Raw genomic sequence first — 16,636 nt, forward strand, 5'->3', positions numbered from 1 at the left:
GAAGACGAATTCGTTCACTTGATCACTTCTTTGCCATCCTGGTCTACCCAGATCTTGCGGTCACCGGTATTCATTTTGCCATTGGAATCCCAGACTTCACGATCTTTGGTGGCACTCTCCACCTTGCCGTTGTCGTCCCAGATCACCCGGTCTTTGCAACCCGCCAGAGTGAACAGGCCGGCCAGAACAATCACCATCAGAGAACCCTTTTTCATCATCAGTAACCTCATCCGCTGTTTGAAATGCAGTACCGTGATTCTTTGATCAACGGCTGCCATGTAACTCCCGATTATTCTGTTTGTCCCGGTCGCTCTTGCGAACCATGACATAGACCGCGCCGGTTCCACCATGGTGTTTCTGGGCCGAGTGAAAGGCCAGTACGCTGTCCAGTTCCGGAAGCCACTTCGCCAGGTAGCTTTTCAACTGGGCAATGCCATCGGGGTTGCGCTCACCCTTACCGTGCAAAATGATGACTGAACGCAAGCCGTAGCGCACACAATCGTTGATAAACGCAAATACCTCCCGGCGGGCTTCCTCAACGGTCATCCGGTGCAGATCCAGCCTGGCCTCGATCGGGTACTGCCCCAGCCGGAGCTTGCGGAACACACCATGCTGAATACCGGGCCGCATCCAGCTAAGGACGTCATGGGCCGTCAGCGGCTCAACCATGTCAGAAGTCAGCGGGTTCAGGTCACGAACCGGCTTTTCAACGGCCGCTTTCTGCCGTTCCAGATGCCCGGGCGTCAGCTCCCTGGGGGTCGACACTTCGGCCCGATTGGGTTTCCGAATACGCCGGACATCCTTCATCTCTTCAAGAAACGCCAGGCGTTCATCTTTACTGGTCATGAGCTATCTATTTCTGGATTGACGAATGTCAGAACTCTACCACCGTGCCGGGCTACCATAAAGAAAAGCCATGAGACACGTTTCGACCAAAATCGTAGGGCATAACATGGCTCCGCTGAACTACACTGCAAGCGGACAACAATAACTACGGAACAGCGGCGAAGGCCGACCAACTCCGACCCACGACGGATTGCGATATGGCAGCAGCGAACCAGGACACATCCCGCCCCCAGAACACCCGAGCCATCATGACATTTCTGCGGGAACATGCACCTTTTTCCAGCATGGATGACACCCACCTGGCCCATTTTGCTGAACATGCCACCCTGAGGTTCTACGCCGATGAAGACGTGGTGCTCTCGCCAGATGACGGCGTAGTAAGGCGCTTTTACATCGTTAAACAAGGCCGTATTCGGGGCGAACGCCACAACGAAAAAGAGGATCGGGCAGAAACCACCTTCGAAATCAGCCAGGGCGAATGCTTCCCCCTCGCGGCCCTGATTGGCGAGCGCCCTACCCGCACCCTGCACCGGGCCTCCGGAGACACCTTCTGCCTGAGCATTGAACAAAAAGCGTTCATCACCCTGTTCTCCGAAAGCGAACCCTTCCGGGACTTCTGCCTGCGCGGTGTCAGCAGCCTGCTGGATCAGGTCAACCAGCGCATCCAGTCCAAGGCGATGGCCTCGATCGGGTCCAGCAATAGCCTGGATACCCCGCTTGAACGTTACGCCCTGCGCAATCCCATCGTTTGCTCGCCTGACCTGCCGGTGCGCAAGGCGGTGGCCCGCATGCATGAGAATAATGTCGGCAGCATCATTATTACGGATGACAACCGCCACCCCAAGGGCATCTTCACGCTGCGCGATTTGCGCACCATGATTGCCGAGGAACGAGGCCCCCTCGACACCCCTATCCGGCAGGTCATGACAGCAGATCCCTGCTGTTTACCCTCAACAGCCGATGCCTTTGAAGCCGCCATGTTGATGGCCGAGCACCACTTTGCACATCTGTGCGTGGTCGATGAGGAAAATCATCTGATTGGGGTGGTCTCCGAGCGGGACCTGTTCTCCCTCCAGCGCGTGGACCTGGTGAACCTGGCCCGGACCATCGGTACAGCCACCCACCTGCGCACGCTGGTGAGCCTGCGCACCGACGTTTCCCGCCTGGTGGATTCCATGCTGGCCCACGGCGCGGACTCCGGGCAGGTGGTCAAGATCATCACCACGCTCAACGATGTGACCGTTCGGCGGGTACTGGAACTGAACCTGAAGAAAAACGATCCCGGTATCCCTTTCACCTGGCTGACCTTTGGCAGCGAAGGCCGGCAGGAGCAAACACTGCTGACCGACCAGGACAACGGCATCCTGTTCGAGACGCCCGAGGGCATGACCGAGGACCAGGTTAGGGAAAAACTGCTGCCGTTCGCACGCAAGGTGAATGATGAATTGGCCGAGTGTGGCTTTACCCTGTGTAAAGGCAACATCATGGCAAGCAACCCGAAACTGTGTCTGAGTGATCGGGAGTGGGATGACTGGTTCGTTCGGTTTATCGACGCCTCCACCCCCCAGAATCTGGTGTACTCATCCATCTTCCTCGATATGCGCTCAGTATTCGGGCCAACGGAGCCATTGCACCGATTGCTGGAGAAAGTTCTGGACAGGATTCGCAAGAACGCCCTGTTCCAGAAGATGCTGGCGGGCAATGCGCTGCAACGCAAACCACCTCTCACCATGTTCAGGAACTTTCGCTATCTGAATGACGAGAAAAAGCATTCTCTGGACCTGAAACGACAAGGCCTGGCGCCGTTTGTCGAATCCGTCCGGGTATTCGCCCTGGCCCACGGGGTGGAAGCTGCCAATACGTTGGAGCGAATGGACGCCCTGTCCCGAAAGGGGGTTTTCGACGCCAAAGATGCGAACGCGTGGAAAGAGGCGTACAGCCTGATCCAGGCCATCCGTATGCGTGCCCACCAGGAGATGCTGGACAGGGGCGAGGAACTGACCAACTACATTGATCCGGACGACCTGAACCCGCTCGACCGACGCATCCTGCGGGAGTCTTTCCGCCAGGCTCAAAGGCTGCAGCAAAAGCTGGAAGTCACTTACCAACTCTAGGTACCGGAAACACCATGCTCGACTACATCAAGCAATGGCTGGCACAGCGAAGGGGCGGCGCCGTTGGCAATCACGATCCTGAGAACCTGCCCACGCCGAAAACGGTGAGCGACCAGCCGCTAACCCGGTGCCGCCTGATCGTACTGGACCTTGAGACCACCGGACTGAATGCCTCGAAAGATGAAGTCATCGCCATCGGCGCTGTGGCTATTGAGGGCGGGGTCATTCACCTGAATGATCAGTTTGATCTGATCCTGCGCCGACCGGAGCTCGATATCCGGGAAACCGTGCTGATCCATGGTATCGGGCCGGAGGCCCTGACCCAGGGCCACGAAACCGAAGATGCCCTGCTCTACCTGCTGGAGTGGATGAACGGCGACCCAATCCTTGCCTACCACTCCGCATTCGACCAGAAATTCCTGGAAAAAACCCTGAAAGCCCAGCTTGGCTACACCATCCCCCACGTCTGGATGGACGTTGCCGAGCTACTACCGGCGATATTCCCAAAAGCAGAAACCAAGGGGCGCAGCCTCGACCACTGGGCCGACTTCTTCAAACTCGAAGTTAGTGAACGGCATCACGCCGCTGCCGATGCCCTGGTGACCGCAGAACTGACACTCATGGCCCTGAACCGGGCGCAAAAAAATGGCGTCAAGAACCTGAAAGAACTGGCGGAAAAGCTGCATTATCAGCGCCGTTTACAGAACATGCACCGCTACTGACAACCTGCTTCAGCGCCTGATGTCCTTGACCAATTACAAGGCAAGTTACTGAGAGTTAGACCATTTGCCAATATCCATAATTCCATTGACCAGTAAAGTCGGAGAAGACAACAAGTCGGAGAAGTACTACATGAATAATAAATTCTCTATCCGCAACACCCCACAAGTAATCCACCCAACCTCCACAACAACAATACAGGAGTGATGTGTATGTCAGGTCATAGCTACGACGCTGAGAACTACTGGAAGGCGAACTTGCGCCTGATATTCGGGAGCCTGATTATCTGGGCCCTGGTGTCTTATGGCTTCGCCATTCTGTTACGTCCCATGCTGGCGGGCATTCCGGTCGGTGGCACCGATCTCGGTTTCTGGTTCGCCCAGCAAGGCTCCATTCTTACCTTCATTGCCCTGATCTTCTTCTACGCCTGGCGTATGAACAAGATCGACGAGCAATTCGGCGTACATGAGGAGTAAGACACCATGAGCCAATTTGCAATCAACCTGCTTTTCGTCGGGGGTTCCTTCCTCCTGTATATCCTGATCGCTGTGTGGGCGAAAGCCGGCAGCACCAGCGATTTCTACGTTGCCGGCGGCGGCGTTCACCCGGTCACCAACGGTATGGCGATCGGTGCCGACTGGATGTCTGCCGCGTCCTTCATTTCCATGGCGGGCCTGATCGCCGCCGGTGGTTATGCTAACTCCACGTTCCTGATGGGCTGGACCGGCGGTTACGTTCTGTTGGCCATGCTGCTGGCTCCTTACCTGCGTAAGTTCGGCAAGTTCACGGTTCCCGAATTCATCGGTGATCGCTATTACAGTCCAAACGCACGTCTGGTGGCGGTAATCTGCTTGATCGTCGCGTCTGTGACCTACGTAATTGGCCAGATGGCCGGTGCTGGTGTTGCCTTCTCCCGCTTCCTGGAAGTAGAGGCTACCAACGGCCTGATGATCGCTGCGGTTGTGGTCTTTATCTACGCCGTGCTCGGCGGCATGAAAGGCATCACCTACACCCAGGTGGCCCAGTACTGCGTTCTGATCATCGCCTACACCATTCCGGCGGTGTTCATTTCCCTGCAGCTGACCGGCAACCCGATCCCGATGTTCGGTATGTTCTCAACCCATACTGAATCCGGCCTGCCATTGCTTGAAAAACTGAACATGGTGGTCACCGACCTTGGCTTCCGGGAATACACGGCGGACATCGACAATAAACTGAACATGGTTCTGTTTACCCTGTCCCTGATGATCGGTACGGCTGGCCTGCCCCACGTTATCATCCGTTTCTTCACCGTTCCCAAGGTAGCTGACGCTCGTTGGTCCGGCGGCTGGGCCCTGGTCTTCATCGCCCTGCTGTACCTGACTGCTCCGGCTGTTGCTTCCATGGCTCGTCTGAACCTGATGACCACCATCTACCCGGAAGGCACTGCAGCCCAGCCCATCGAATATGATGCGCGTCCTGCCTGGATTGCCACCTGGGAAGAAACTGGCCTGATCAAGTTCGAGGATAAGAACAACGATGGCCGCATCCAGGTGTATAACGACGGCAACGCCGATTTCGCAGCCACCGCAGCAGAGCGCGGCTGGGAAGGCAACGAGCTGTCTGTTAACAACGACATCTTGGTACTGGCCAACCCGGAAATCGCCAACCTGCCCGGCTGGGTTATTGGTCTGATTGCTGCCGGTGGTCTGGCTGCGGCTCTGTCAACGGCGGCAGGTCTGTTGCTGGCTATTTCTTCGGCGGTGAGTCACGACCTGATCAAAGGCCGAATCAACCCCAACATCACCGATAAGGGCGAACTGTTGGCGGCACGGATCTCCATGGCCGTTGCCATCGTCGTCGCCACCTGGCTAGGCGCCAACCCGCCCGGGTTCGCGGCACAGGTGGTCGCTCTGGCCTTTGGTATCGCTGCGGCCTCCCTGTTCCCCGCGCTGATGATGGGTATTTTCTCCAAGCGTGTGAACAACATAGGCGCAACCCTGGGCATGTTGTCCGGTCTGATCTTCACACTGGTCTACATCTTCATCTACAAGGGCTGGTTCTTCATTCCGGGCACCAACAACCTGCCGGATACCGCCGAGTTCTGGGTGCTGGGTATCTCCCCGCTGTCCATCGGTGCGGTTGGTGCTCTGGTCAACTTTGCGGTAGCCTTCGGGGTATCCAAAGTGACTGCCGAGCCGCCTGTTGAAATCCAGGAGCTGGTTGAAAGCGTCCGTTACCCACGCGGTGCCGGCAGCGCTCAAGACCACTAAGCTGAAAGACAGCCTGATTCATTGAAACTAATGACGGGTTGAGACCGAACGGGCTTCCTCACTGAGGGAGCCCGTTCTTTTTTGAGTTAAGGAATCCAATCCTATGTTCTGGACTTTTGTTGCCACTATTGTTTGCGGTCTCGGGGCTGCAGGCATCGCCATGGGCATCCGCGCCGCCACCGCAAAGCGTGCACCCCGATGGATCATTCCAGTGTTTGCAGGTGCCGGCATGCTCGGCTACCTTGTTTATGGCGAATATTCTTGGTATGACCACAAGCGATCATTACTCCCTGAAGAAGCGGTTGTCGTGGCGACTGAGCAGGAGAAGATTTTCTTCCGTCCCTGGACCTTCGTATTTCCCTATGTCACCGCCTTCTCCACCGTCGACACGAGTGATTTCCGCCGGGACACCAGCGACAACGATATTGTTCGCTTCACCCTCTACCGATTTGAGCAAACCGTGACAGACGCCGTATCACACCGGGCTCACCTGATCCATTGCCAGAGCCGGGAGCTGGTTCCCCTTGGTTCAGATGGCGTGCCACGGGTGGACAATATGAAGTTGCTGACCGCAAACGATCCTCTTTACAGAACCGTGTGCGGTAACTGACATCGGATAACCGGATAACAACAAAGCATGATTAGCGCCTGGCTGCTGATAGTTATATCCATTAGCTACATTTCCCTGTTGTTCGTCATTGCCTGGGCGGGTGACCGACACCCGGGATTGTATCGACGCAGGCTGGCGCGAACCCACATCTACGCTCTATCACTGGCGGTCTACTTTACCTCCTGGACATTCTACGGTGCCGTGGGGCGAGCCACCCAGGAAGGCTTTGCCTTTCTTCCCATCTACCTGGGGCCGCTACTGGTATTCCTGTTCTTTGCACCGCTTCTGCGGCGTATTATTTACATCAGTAAACGCAACAACAGCACCTCCATTGCCGACTTTATCGCCTCCCGTTACGGCAAGTCCCAGGTGCTGGCGGCCATGGTGGCCATCTTTGCCCTGATTGGCAGCGTTCCTTATATCGCCCTGCAACTCAAAGCCATTGCGCTAGGCTTTAACGTACTGACCGAGGGGGGAATCGGCTACCAGGAACTGAGCACGGCTGCCTGGAATGATTCCGCCTGGTACATCACCCTGGCGCTGGCCGTCTTTACCGTGTTATTCGGCACCCGACACCTTGAATCAACCGAGCATCATCGAGGCATGATCCAGGCGGTCGCCTTTGAATCACTGATCAAACTGGTGGCCTTCATCGCCGTTGGCCTGTTTGTTGGTTACGGCCTTTATAATGGTTTTGGAGACCTGTTCAGCCGGGTGAAACAGGCCGACCTGGTGGGCACCCTGACCACCAGTTCCCTCGAGACACCTGCGTTCCTCACTCAAACCCTGGTCGCCATGCTGGCGATTGTCTGCCTTCCCCGCCAGTTTCACGTCATGGTTGTGGAAAATGCTGATCACCGTGACTTTGAGACAGCGCGGTGGGCCATGCCGATTTACCTGGTCATTGCCAGCGCCTTTGTTCTGCCCATTGCAGCTGCCGGACTACTGAACTCCGATCTCGCCGGCGGTGATCCCGACATTATCATCCTGCAACTGCCCATCGTAGCGGGTGAGCAGTGGCTGGCCGTGCTAGCCTTCCTCGGCGGCGGCTCAGCCGCAGCGGCCATGGTTATTGTCTGTTCTGTGGCCATTGCCACCATGGTCAGCAACGAAATCATCATGCCCGGGCTGTTGCGTTTTTTCCGGCCCGGCATGAACCGCAGGACAGACCTGAGCTTCCTTCTGCTCACCATTCGCCGGGTGGCCATCTTTGTCGTGCTGTTTACCGCTTACGGTTTTTACCGGATGGCGGGCGCCGATTACAGCCTCACCGCTTTCGGCCTGCTGTCCTTTGCCGCCGCCGCCCAGTTTGGGCCAGCCCTGGTGGGCGGCATCATCTGGCGGCGCGGGAATTTTACCGGGGCCGCCTGGGGCCTCGGTCTTGGCTTCCTGATGTGGTGCTACACCCTGCTGTTGCCAGCCCTGGTGTCCACCGGCTGGATTGCCGACACGCTGATCGAACAGGGGCTGTTTGGCCTGAACTGGACCCGCCCGACAGCCCTGTTCGGCTCTGAGCTGGACCAGATCAGCCACGGCATTATCTGGAGCCTCGGCATTAACACCGGCACCTACATCCTGCTGTCACTGGTAACCCGGCAGCGCATCCGCGAACGAATCCAGATTGCCGCCTTCTTCCATGAAGCCCAGCCAAAACCGGAAAGCGCACAACATCAGAGCTGGCAGGGCGAAGTCCTGACCTCCGATCTCCAGGCCCTGACCGATCGTTTCATGGGTGAGGAACGCTCCGAGAGCGTCTTCCGCAATTACGAGCGCCGCAACGCCATCAGGCTGTACCCGCACCGGCCCGCCTCTACCCACCTGATGAAATACATCGAGCGCCAACTGGCCTCGGTTATTGGTGCGTCTACAGCCCGTGTCGTCCTGGAGTCCACCCTGACCGGGCGGGATATGCAGATCGAGGATGTGGTCAGCATCGTAGATGAAGCGTCTCAGGCCATGACCTTCAGCCGCGAGCTGCTGCAATCCGCAATCGAGAACATCAGCCTGGGTGTATCTGTGGTCAATCATCAACAGCAGTTGGTGGTTTGGAACCACCGCTACCTGGAGCTGTTCAATTACCCGAAAGGATTTGTCCGGGTTGGCCGGCCGGTTGAAGACCTGATGCGTTACAACCTGACCAACGCCAACCTGTCCGCAAGGCGCATAGATGACATCATCGACAACCGCTGCAACAGCATGCGAGAGGGCAAACCCATGTCCTACGAACGCCAGCGCCCGGATGGCACCGTTGTCCGGGTGGATGGCAGCCCCATCCCCGGAGGTGGCTATGTCACCACGTTCCAGGACATCACAGCCATGCGTCGCACCGAGCAGGCCCTGAAAGAGACCAATATCTACCTGGAGCAACGGGTACGGGAACGTACTCAGGAACTGCAGGTGATAAACGAACAGATGCTAAAAGCAAAATCGGTCGCGGAACAGGCCAACCAGAGCAAGACCCGGTTTCTTGCCTCGGCCAGCCACGACCTGCTTCAACCATTGAATGCGGCACGGCTGTTCACCTCCGCCCTGTCAGGCAAGGTTATTGAAGGTGATACCCGTGAACTGGTTGAGCACATCGACAGTTCACTTGGGGCCGCGGAAGAGATCATCAGTACCCTCCTCGATATCTCCAAACTGGACGCCGGGGCACTCGAACCGGATATCGGCGTATTTCCGGTCAACGAACTGCTCCGCCACCTGGCGACGGAGTTCTCTGCTATCGCCAAAGACCAGGAACTGGACCTGCATGTTGTTCCGAGCAGCGCCTGGGTGCGATCAGACGTCAAGTTGCTACGCCGGGTAGTCCAGAACTTCCTGTCCAACGCTATTCGCTACACGGCCAGCGGCAAGATCCTGATGGGCTGCCGTCGGCTAAAAGGCTACCTGCGCATTGAGGTCTGGGATACCGGCCCAGGAATGTCCGAAGACCAGCTTACCCATGTTTTCGAGGAGTTCCGGCGCTTCCAGCATGGCCGTGACAAGAAGGGGTTGGGTCTTGGCTTGGCCATTGTGGATCGCATCAGCGGAATGCTGAACCACCCGGTCACCGTGCACTCGGTTCAGGGTAAAGGAAGCGTTTTCGGTATCACCGTACCACTTGCGCCGCCAGACCTGAGCCGCGCCGAATCCAATAAACCCGGCACCAGTACAAGGCGGGTATCCAGTCTGGGTGGCTTGCATGTTCTGTGTATCGATAACGATCCCGCCATACTGCAGGGTATGGTCGCGTTACTGGGTAACTGGCAGTGTGATGTGACTGCAGCCGAAAGCCTGGAAGATGCCCTGGAAAAACTGGCAGACCGCCTACCGGATATTATACTTGCCGATTATCAGCTTGATGATAACCGCAATGGACTGGATGCCATGGACAGCATCAGAGACAAACTTGGCCATGGCATACCGGGCATCCTGATTACCGGTTATATGGCGCCAGAGGTACGCGAAGACGCCGGAAACCGCGGCTATCAGGTTCTCTACAAGCCGGTTAAACCGGCGGCACTGAGAGCGCTCGTCAACAAACTACTTAAACAGAAGCGCGCATGAACCAGACCGACAGGAAAGACGCGATCAACCCCTTTGGAAAACTCACCTTCCTGGTGATTGATGATTTCGAAAACTTCCGTCTATCGATGCGCCAGATGCTCAGAAGCTGTGGCGCAGACAAAATCGAGCTGGTGGCTAACGCCACCCCGGCCATCCAGTACTGCACGTACAGCCACGTGGATGTTGTCCTGTGCGACTACAACCTGGGGGAAGGCAAGAACGGCCAGCATATTCTTGAAGAGCTCCGACACAAGAAGCTTCTGAGCCGTTCCTCCCTGTTCTTGATGGTGACCGCCGAAACGTCCAAAGAGATGGTCATGGGCGCCCGTGAATACCAACCGGACGCTTACCTGACCAAGCCGCTGAACCGGGCCATGCTGGAGAAGCGCCTTGGCGCTCTGGTTCAGCAACGTAATGCCTTGCTACCGATTACCCGTGAAATGGATCGGGAGAACTACCCAGAGGCCATTTCGCAATGCCTACAGCTTCTGCCCAAACAACCAAGGTACAAAACCTGGCTGATGAAAACCCTGGGCGAACTGTATTTCACCGTCGGCGATATGTCACACGCCCTGAAAGTGTATGACGAGGTACTTGCGCAGCGGGAGCTTTCCTGGGCTCGGCTGGGCCGTTGCAAGGTATTGTTGGGTAACAGAAACTTTGACGACTCGGTGGAAGGCTTGAAAGCACTGATCGCCAAACACCCTGATTACATGGAAGCCTACGACCTGTTGGCCGAAGGGCTGGAAAAACAGGGCAAAGTGGTACAGGCGCAGCAAATCCTGGAGAAAGCCGCAGAGCACTCACCAAACGCCCTGCTGCGCCAGAAACACCTGGCGCTACTGGCCAGTACCAACCAGGACATAGACACCGCCTCACAGGCTTGGCGGCAGACCGTGACGCTGGGAACCTATTCGATTCACGATAACTCTGAGCACTACCTGTCGCTGGCCCAAAGCCTCTCCGACCTCAGCGAAGGGCATCCGGAAGCCGAAGGTGCGGAACATGCGGCAGAGGCCCTGAGCGTGCTGTCAAAAATGGAAAAGCGGTTCTCCGACGACGACAGCATTGGTCTGAAAAGTCGTATTGTGCAGTGCCGGGTTCACGCCGGGCAGGGCAACCAGAAAGCTGCAGAAAAGCTGCTAGGCGACTTACAGGCGGAATTGGAAACACTGGAAGACATCCCTGCGGATCTGGGCCTCGACTATGCCAAGACCCTGTTCAGGTTGGGGCGGGATGAAGAGGCCAAATCGTTGCTGTCGGATCTGGCGGCCCGTTACGGTGACAACCCGGAAACTCTGCAGAAAATTGAAAACCTCCTCGATGAACCCGTTGGCTTCCGCCAGAAAATAGAGGCCCGTGGATACAACCGGGATGGAATCAAAGCATTCGAATCCGGCGATCTGGACGGTGCGGTAGAGGCTTTCAACCGAGCCTTGGCGATCGTACCGGACCATGCCGCCCTGAATCTCAACCTGATTCAGGTGTTACTGAGAAAGTATGACCAGGCTCCTGACGATCATAGCCTGCTCACTACCTGCACGGAACGCCTCAGGCGGCTCGAAGGTCTGCCTGAACAACACAGACAGCACCGCCGTTACAGCGCACTGGCCAGAAAACTGAAAGGACTGACTGCATGACTGACCACAATATCGACTTTTCAATGGTGCTGGCTTCCGCTGTGCATGACATGAAAAACTCCCTGGGCATGCTGCTGAACACCCTTGATGAACTCCGTACCGAGCATGAAGAGTCACTGTCCGGCTCCAGCAAGTTCAACATGCTGCAGTACGAGGCCGAGCGCATGCACAATGACCTTGTGCAGCTTCTGGGCATCTATCGGCTAGGTGAGAACAATCTGTCAGCCCATATTGATGAACACTTTGTACCGGATTTTCTCTCCGAGCACATGGCACGACACGTTCCCCTGCTTGAGGGCCTTGGCATTGATTACGCCATCGAAGCCGATGGCATTAATGGTTTCTTCGATGACGATCTGCTTACCGGGGTGCTTAACAACACCATCAATAACGCCATCCGCTATACCAAAACCAGAATACGCCTGACCGCCCGGGAACAGGATGGCTATCTCGTGATTGGTGTGGAAGATGACGGCACAGGCTATCCGGAGAGCATGCAACATACCGGAACGCTCAGCTTCAAATCTCTCGACTTCAACAGTGGCAGCACAAGCCTTGGTCTTTTCTTCGCGTCTTCCGTTGCCAAGCTGCATACGGAAGGCGACCGCACAGGTTCGATAACGCTACACAATGGAGGGAAATATGGTGGCGGGGTGTTTGAAATCTGGCTGCCCTGATCTCATTTTCCTATAAAAATCAAAAGAGCGTCGCAAAACTGACTTTCTGGCGCCCTCTCCCCTGTATATTTTTTGAACTCCGCTTATAGTGCGACAAGCAATCCTGCATTACTCATGCAGCTACAGAATCGTGATGGCGGAGCAAGGACAGGGAGAACACTTTCAATGGCACGGGCGCATGCACTGATTATCGAAGACTCGTCGACTGCCAGGATCATCCTGGCCAGACTGCTCGAACGATCAGACATCAGTAGCAAAGGAGTCTCGACTGCAGAGGAAGCATTCTCGCTACTCCAACACGAGTCCTATGACGTTATCTTTCTGGATCACCTTCTACCGGGCATGAATGGATTCCAGGCTCTGGAGCAACTCAAAGGCCAGCCACACACACGCGACATACCGGTTTTCATGTACACCTCACAGAACGCCGAGCGCTATATTGACGAAGCAAAGACCCTTGGCGCTGCTGGCGTTATTCGCAAGCAGATTGATCGCGAGCACCTGCAGAAAACTCTGGATACCCTGCTGGTTAACAGCCCGGAGCCCGAATACAGCGAGGCTTTCAGAATCGCCGTCGAGGAAACGGGCCGAACAGCGCATGAGAATACCGAGCAGGCCACCCGTAAACTCACCGGCCGGATGTCGACCCTGGAAGTAGCCTACGAAGAGCTCGAGGAAGAGTTAAGGGAGCTCAGGCAAGCCAGCGAAAACGCCCAACGCCAACACACCGATCGCATCAACCGTCAAAGCCGAAGCATCCGATGGCTGATGGCGACGGCAGTGTTACTGGTCGTAGCGCTAGTATGGGTTAGTAGCTGGCAGGCCAACATCCTGGACAATCACATTGAGCACACCAATGAACAGTTTGAATTGATGCACAGCATTGTAGGTGGGGTGATCGAATTGATCAGCCGATAACGGGCCCAAAATAAAAAAGCCCCAACATCAAGGATGCTGGGGCTTTTGGTATTAAGAGCCTGACGATGACCTACTCTCACATGGGCGAACCACACTACCATCGGCGCTGGTCTGTTTCACTTCTGAGTTCGGGATGGGATCAGGTGGTTCCAGACCGCTATGGTCGTCAGGCAAAACGGATGATCACTGGGAAGGACGAGATGGAACGTGATGTTGATTTCTATGGAGCCTGGCGTTTGCCCTGCTCTGCGTTATCCGCAATTGTCTTGGGTGTTATATAGTCAAGCCGCACGAGCAATTAGTACTGGTTAGCTCAACGCCTCACAGCGCTTACACACCCAGCCTATCAACGTCCTGGTCTTGAACGGCTCTTCAGGAGGCTCAAGGCCTCAGGGAGATCTCATCTTGGAAGGGGCTTCCCGCTTAGATGCTTTCAGCGGTTATCCTGTCCGAACATAGCTACCGGGCAATGCGTCTGGCGACACAACCCGAACACCAGCGGTTCGTCCACTCCGGTCCTCTCGTACTAGGAGCAGCTTTCCTCAAATCTCCAACGTCCACGGCAGATAGGGACCGAACTGTCTCACGACGTTCTAAACCCAGCTCGCGTACCACTTTAAATGGCGAACAGCCATACCCTTGGGACCGGCTTCAGCCCCAGGATGTGATGAGCCGACATCGAGGTGCCAAACACCGCCGTCGATGTGAACTCTTGGGCGGTATCAGCCTGTTATCCCCGGAGTACCTTTTATCCGTTGAGCGATGGCCCTTCCATACAGAACCACCGGATCACTATGACCTACTTTCGTACCTGCTCGACGTGTCTGTCTCGCAGTCAAGCGGGCTTGTGCCATTACACTAACCGTACGATGTCCGACCGTACTTAGCCCACCTTTGTGCTCCTCCGTTACGCTTTGGGAGGAGACCGCCCCAGTCAAACTACCCACCACACAGTGTCCTCAACCCCGATAAGGGGTCAGAGTTAGAACCTCAAACATGCCAGGCTGGTATTTCAAGGTTGGCTCCACCGGAACTGGCGTCCCGGGTTCAAAGCCTCCCAGCTATCCTACACAAGCATGCTCAAAGTTCACTGTGAAGCTATAGTAAAGGTTCACGGGGTCTTTCCGTCTAGCCGCGGATACACCGCATCTTCACGGCGATTTCAATTTCACTGAGTCTCGGGTAGAGACAGCGCCCCCATCGTTACGCCATTCGTGCAGGTCGGAACTTACCCGACAAGGAATTTCGCTACCTTAGGACCGTTATAGTTACGGCCGCCGTTTACCGGGGCTTCGATCAAGAGCTTCGCACGAATGCTAACCCCATCAATTAACCTTCCGGCACCGGGCAGGCGTCACACCCTATACGTCCACTTACGTGTTTGCAGAGTGCTGTGTTTTTAATAAACAGTCGCAGGGGCCTGGTATCTTCGACCGGCTTCCGCTCCACCCGCAGGGGCTTCACGTACACACCGGCGTGCCTTCTCCCGAAGTTACGGCACCATTTTGCCTAGTTCCTTTACCCGAGTTCTCTCAAGCGCCTTGGTATTCTCTACCTGACCACCTGTGTCGGTTTGGGGTACGGTCTCGAATAGCCTGAAGCTTAGAAGATTTTCCTGGAAGCAGGGCATCAATGACTTCGCGCCCTTGGGCACTCGTCGTCGCGTCTCAGGATTGTGGACCCGGATTTGCCTAAGTCCACTCCCTACTCGCTTAAACCGGGACAACCGTCGCCCGGCTCACCTAGCCTTCTCCGTCTCTCCATCGCAGCTATCCAAGGTACGGGAATATTAACCCGTTTCCCATCGACTACACCTTTCGGTCTCGCCTTAGGGGCCGACTCACCCTGCGCCGATTAGCGTTGCGCAGGAACCCTTGGTCTTCCGGCGTGCGGGTTTTTCACCCGCATTGTCGTTACTCATGTCAGCATTCGCACTTCTGATACCTCCAGCATGCTTCTCAACACACCTTCGCAGGCTTACAGAACGCTCCCCTACCCCGCATACAAAGTATGCAGCCGCAGCTTCGGTGACCAGTTTGAGCCCCGTTACATCTTCCGCGCAGGCCGACTCGACTAGTGAGCTATTACGCTTTCTTTAAAGGATGGCTGCTTCTAAGCCAACCTCCTAGCTGTCTGAGCCTTCCCACATCGTTTCCCACTTAACTGGTACTTTGGGACCTTAGCTGGCGGTCTGGGTTGTTTCCCTCTTCACGACGGACGTTAGCACCCGCCGTGTGTCTCCCGGATAGTACTCACAGGTATTCGGAGTTTGCATCGGGTTGGTAAGTCGAGATGACCCCCTAGCCGAAACAGTGCTCTACCCCCTGTGGTATTCGTCCGAGGCGCTACCTAAATAGCTTTCGGGGAGAACCAGCTATCTCCGGGCTTGATTAGCCTTTCACTCCGATCCACAAGTCATCCCCTGGCTTTTCAACGACAGTGGGTTCGGTCCTCCAGTGCCTGTTACGGCACCTTCAACCTGCTCATGGATAGATCGCCCGGTTTCGGGTCTATGCCCAGCGACTAATTCGCCCTATTCAGACTCGGTTTCCCTACGGCTCCCCTAAACGGTTAACCTCGCCACTGAACATAAGTCGCTGACCCATTATACAAAAGGTACGCCGTCACAGAACAAGTCTGCTCCGACTGCTTGTACGCATACGGTTTCAGGGTCTATTTCACTCCCCTCACAGGGGTTCTTTTCGCCTTTCCCTCACGGTACTGGTTCACTATCGGTCAGTCAGGAGTATTTAGCCTTGGAGGATGGTCCCCCCATGTTCAGTCAACGTTTCTCGTGCGCCGACCTACTCGATTTCACTGGACTCAGGTTTCGGATACGGGGCTATCACCCACTATGGCGGCACTTTCCAGAGCCTTCTCCTACCAGTTGTCCAGCTTAAGGGCTGGTCCCCGTTCGCTCGCCGCTACTTAGGGAATCTCGGTTGATTTCTTTTCCTCGGGGTACTTAGATGTTTCAGTTCCCCCGGTTCGCCTCTTACACCTATGTATTCAGTGCAAGATACCTGGCCGAAACCAGGTGGGTTTCCCCATTCAGAGATGTCCGGATCACAGCTCGTTTGCCAGCTCCCCGAACCTTATCGCAGGCTTCCACGTCTTTCATCGCCTCTGACTGCCAAGGCATCCACCGTATGCGCTTAGTTGCTTGACTATATAACCCCAAGACAACTGATCACGATTCAGCATCCTTTACCAGGCAAGCCTGATACAGAACCCTGTTTCGAGACAGCCACTTGAAGCAATATAACAACCACTTCAACGACAACACCGGATAACGCTTGAAATCGCTATCACT

General features: G+C 55.8%; 11 protein-coding genes and 2 rRNA genes. 9 read left to right on the forward strand and 4 right to left on the reverse strand.

Going from position 1 to position 16,636, the window contains the following annotated elements:
- Window positions 1–14: 14 nt before the first annotated feature.
- On the reverse strand, window positions 15–278 hold the full coding sequence (locus tag RVM24_RS08115) for a hypothetical protein (protein WP_286921477.1): 264 nt from the start codon (window positions 276–278) through the stop codon (window positions 15–17).
- A complete protein-coding gene (gene smrA, locus RVM24_RS08120) occupies window positions 265–846 on the reverse strand; it encodes a DNA endonuclease SmrA (protein ID WP_286921476.1) in 582 nt (193 codons plus the stop codon). The genes RVM24_RS08115 and smrA overlap by 14 nt, the downstream gene beginning before the upstream one ends.
- Before the next feature lie 197 nt (window positions 847–1,043).
- Between smrA and RVM24_RS08125 the strand changes: the two genes are divergently transcribed.
- The 9 genes from RVM24_RS08125 to RVM24_RS08165 all read left to right on the forward strand — a co-directional run bounded on the left by RVM24_RS08125 (window position 1,044) and on the right by RVM24_RS08165 (window position 13,323).
- Window positions 1,044–2,960, forward strand: coding sequence for a putative nucleotidyltransferase substrate binding domain-containing protein (locus tag RVM24_RS08125; protein ID WP_286921475.1), 1,917 nt, complete (start codon window positions 1,044–1,046; stop codon window positions 2,958–2,960).
- A 14-nt stretch (window positions 2,961–2,974) separates the two neighbouring features.
- Window positions 2,975–3,682 (forward strand): 3'-5' exonuclease, encoded by a 708-nt coding sequence (locus RVM24_RS08130; RefSeq protein WP_106693665.1) that lies wholly within the window; start codon window positions 2,975–2,977, stop codon window positions 3,680–3,682.
- A gap of 210 nt (window positions 3,683–3,892) precedes the next feature.
- Entirely contained in the window at window positions 3,893–4,156 is a 264-nt protein-coding gene (locus RVM24_RS08135; RefSeq protein WP_058090360.1) for a DUF4212 domain-containing protein, read from the forward strand.
- Window positions 4,157–4,162: 6 nt separating this feature from the next.
- Window positions 4,163–5,932 (forward strand): sodium:solute symporter family protein, encoded by a 1,770-nt coding sequence (locus RVM24_RS08140; RefSeq protein ID WP_106693663.1) that lies wholly within the window; start codon window positions 4,163–4,165, stop codon window positions 5,930–5,932.
- A gap of 103 nt (window positions 5,933–6,035) precedes the next feature.
- Window positions 6,036–6,542, forward strand: coding sequence for a hypothetical protein (locus RVM24_RS08145; protein WP_286250458.1), 507 nt, complete (start codon window positions 6,036–6,038; stop codon window positions 6,540–6,542).
- 27 nt (window positions 6,543–6,569) lie between these two features.
- Entirely contained in the window at window positions 6,570–10,088 is a 3,519-nt protein-coding gene (locus RVM24_RS08150) for a PAS domain-containing hybrid sensor histidine kinase/response regulator (protein WP_431475229.1), read from the forward strand.
- The gene (locus RVM24_RS08155; RefSeq protein ID WP_431475230.1) at window positions 10,085–11,728 is read left to right on the forward strand and encodes a response regulator; all 1,644 of its coding nucleotides are present in this window, start codon (window positions 10,085–10,087) and stop codon (window positions 11,726–11,728) included. Before RVM24_RS08150 ends, RVM24_RS08155 begins: the two co-directional genes overlap by 4 nt.
- Entirely contained in the window at window positions 11,725–12,405 is a 681-nt protein-coding gene (locus RVM24_RS08160) for a sensor histidine kinase (RefSeq protein WP_431475231.1), read from the forward strand. The genes RVM24_RS08155 and RVM24_RS08160 overlap by 4 nt, the downstream gene beginning before the upstream one ends.
- Window positions 12,406–12,570: 165 nt before the next feature.
- On the forward strand, window positions 12,571–13,323 hold the full coding sequence (locus RVM24_RS08165; RefSeq protein WP_431475232.1) for a response regulator: 753 nt from the start codon (window positions 12,571–12,573) through the stop codon (window positions 13,321–13,323).
- 57 nt (window positions 13,324–13,380) lie between these two features.
- On the opposite strand, the gene rrf is transcribed toward RVM24_RS08165, so the two are convergent.
- Window positions 13,381–13,494, reverse strand: a 5S ribosomal RNA gene (gene rrf, locus RVM24_RS08170).
- A 106-nt stretch (window positions 13,495–13,600) separates the two neighbouring features.
- Window positions 13,601–16,492 (reverse strand): 23S ribosomal RNA (locus RVM24_RS08175).
- Between the last annotated feature and the right edge of the window lie 144 nt (window positions 16,493–16,636).

Source organism: Marinobacter sp. KM021, assembly GCF_050707965.1.
Classification (GTDB): domain Bacteria; phylum Pseudomonadota; class Gammaproteobacteria; order Pseudomonadales; family Oleiphilaceae; genus Marinobacter; species Marinobacter shengliensis.

Excerpts from the sequence above, each read along its gene's own strand:
- RVM24_RS08115 (WP_286921477.1), bottom strand. The coding sequence starts at position 278 with ATGGCAGCCGTTGATCAAAGAATCACGGTACTGCATTTCAAACAGCGG.
- smrA (WP_286921476.1), bottom strand. The coding sequence starts at position 846 with ATGACCAGTAAAGATGAACGCCTGGCGTTTCTTGAAGAGATGAAGGAT.
- RVM24_RS08125 (WP_286921475.1), top strand. The coding sequence starts at position 1,044 with ATGGCAGCAGCGAACCAGGACACATCCCGCCCCCAGAACACCCGAGCC.
- RVM24_RS08130 (WP_106693665.1), top strand. The coding sequence starts at position 2,975 with ATGCTCGACTACATCAAGCAATGGCTGGCACAGCGAAGGGGCGGCGCC.
- RVM24_RS08135 (WP_058090360.1), top strand. The coding sequence starts at position 3,893 with ATGTCAGGTCATAGCTACGACGCTGAGAACTACTGGAAGGCGAACTTG.
- RVM24_RS08140 (WP_106693663.1), top strand. The coding sequence starts at position 4,163 with ATGAGCCAATTTGCAATCAACCTGCTTTTCGTCGGGGGTTCCTTCCTC.
- RVM24_RS08145 (WP_286250458.1), top strand. The coding sequence starts at position 6,036 with ATGTTCTGGACTTTTGTTGCCACTATTGTTTGCGGTCTCGGGGCTGCA.
- RVM24_RS08150 (WP_431475229.1), top strand. The coding sequence starts at position 6,570 with ATGATTAGCGCCTGGCTGCTGATAGTTATATCCATTAGCTACATTTCC.
- RVM24_RS08155 (WP_431475230.1), top strand. The coding sequence starts at position 10,085 with ATGAACCAGACCGACAGGAAAGACGCGATCAACCCCTTTGGAAAACTC.
- RVM24_RS08160 (WP_431475231.1), top strand. The coding sequence starts at position 11,725 with ATGACTGACCACAATATCGACTTTTCAATGGTGCTGGCTTCCGCTGTG.
- RVM24_RS08165 (WP_431475232.1), top strand. The coding sequence starts at position 12,571 with ATGGCACGGGCGCATGCACTGATTATCGAAGACTCGTCGACTGCCAGG.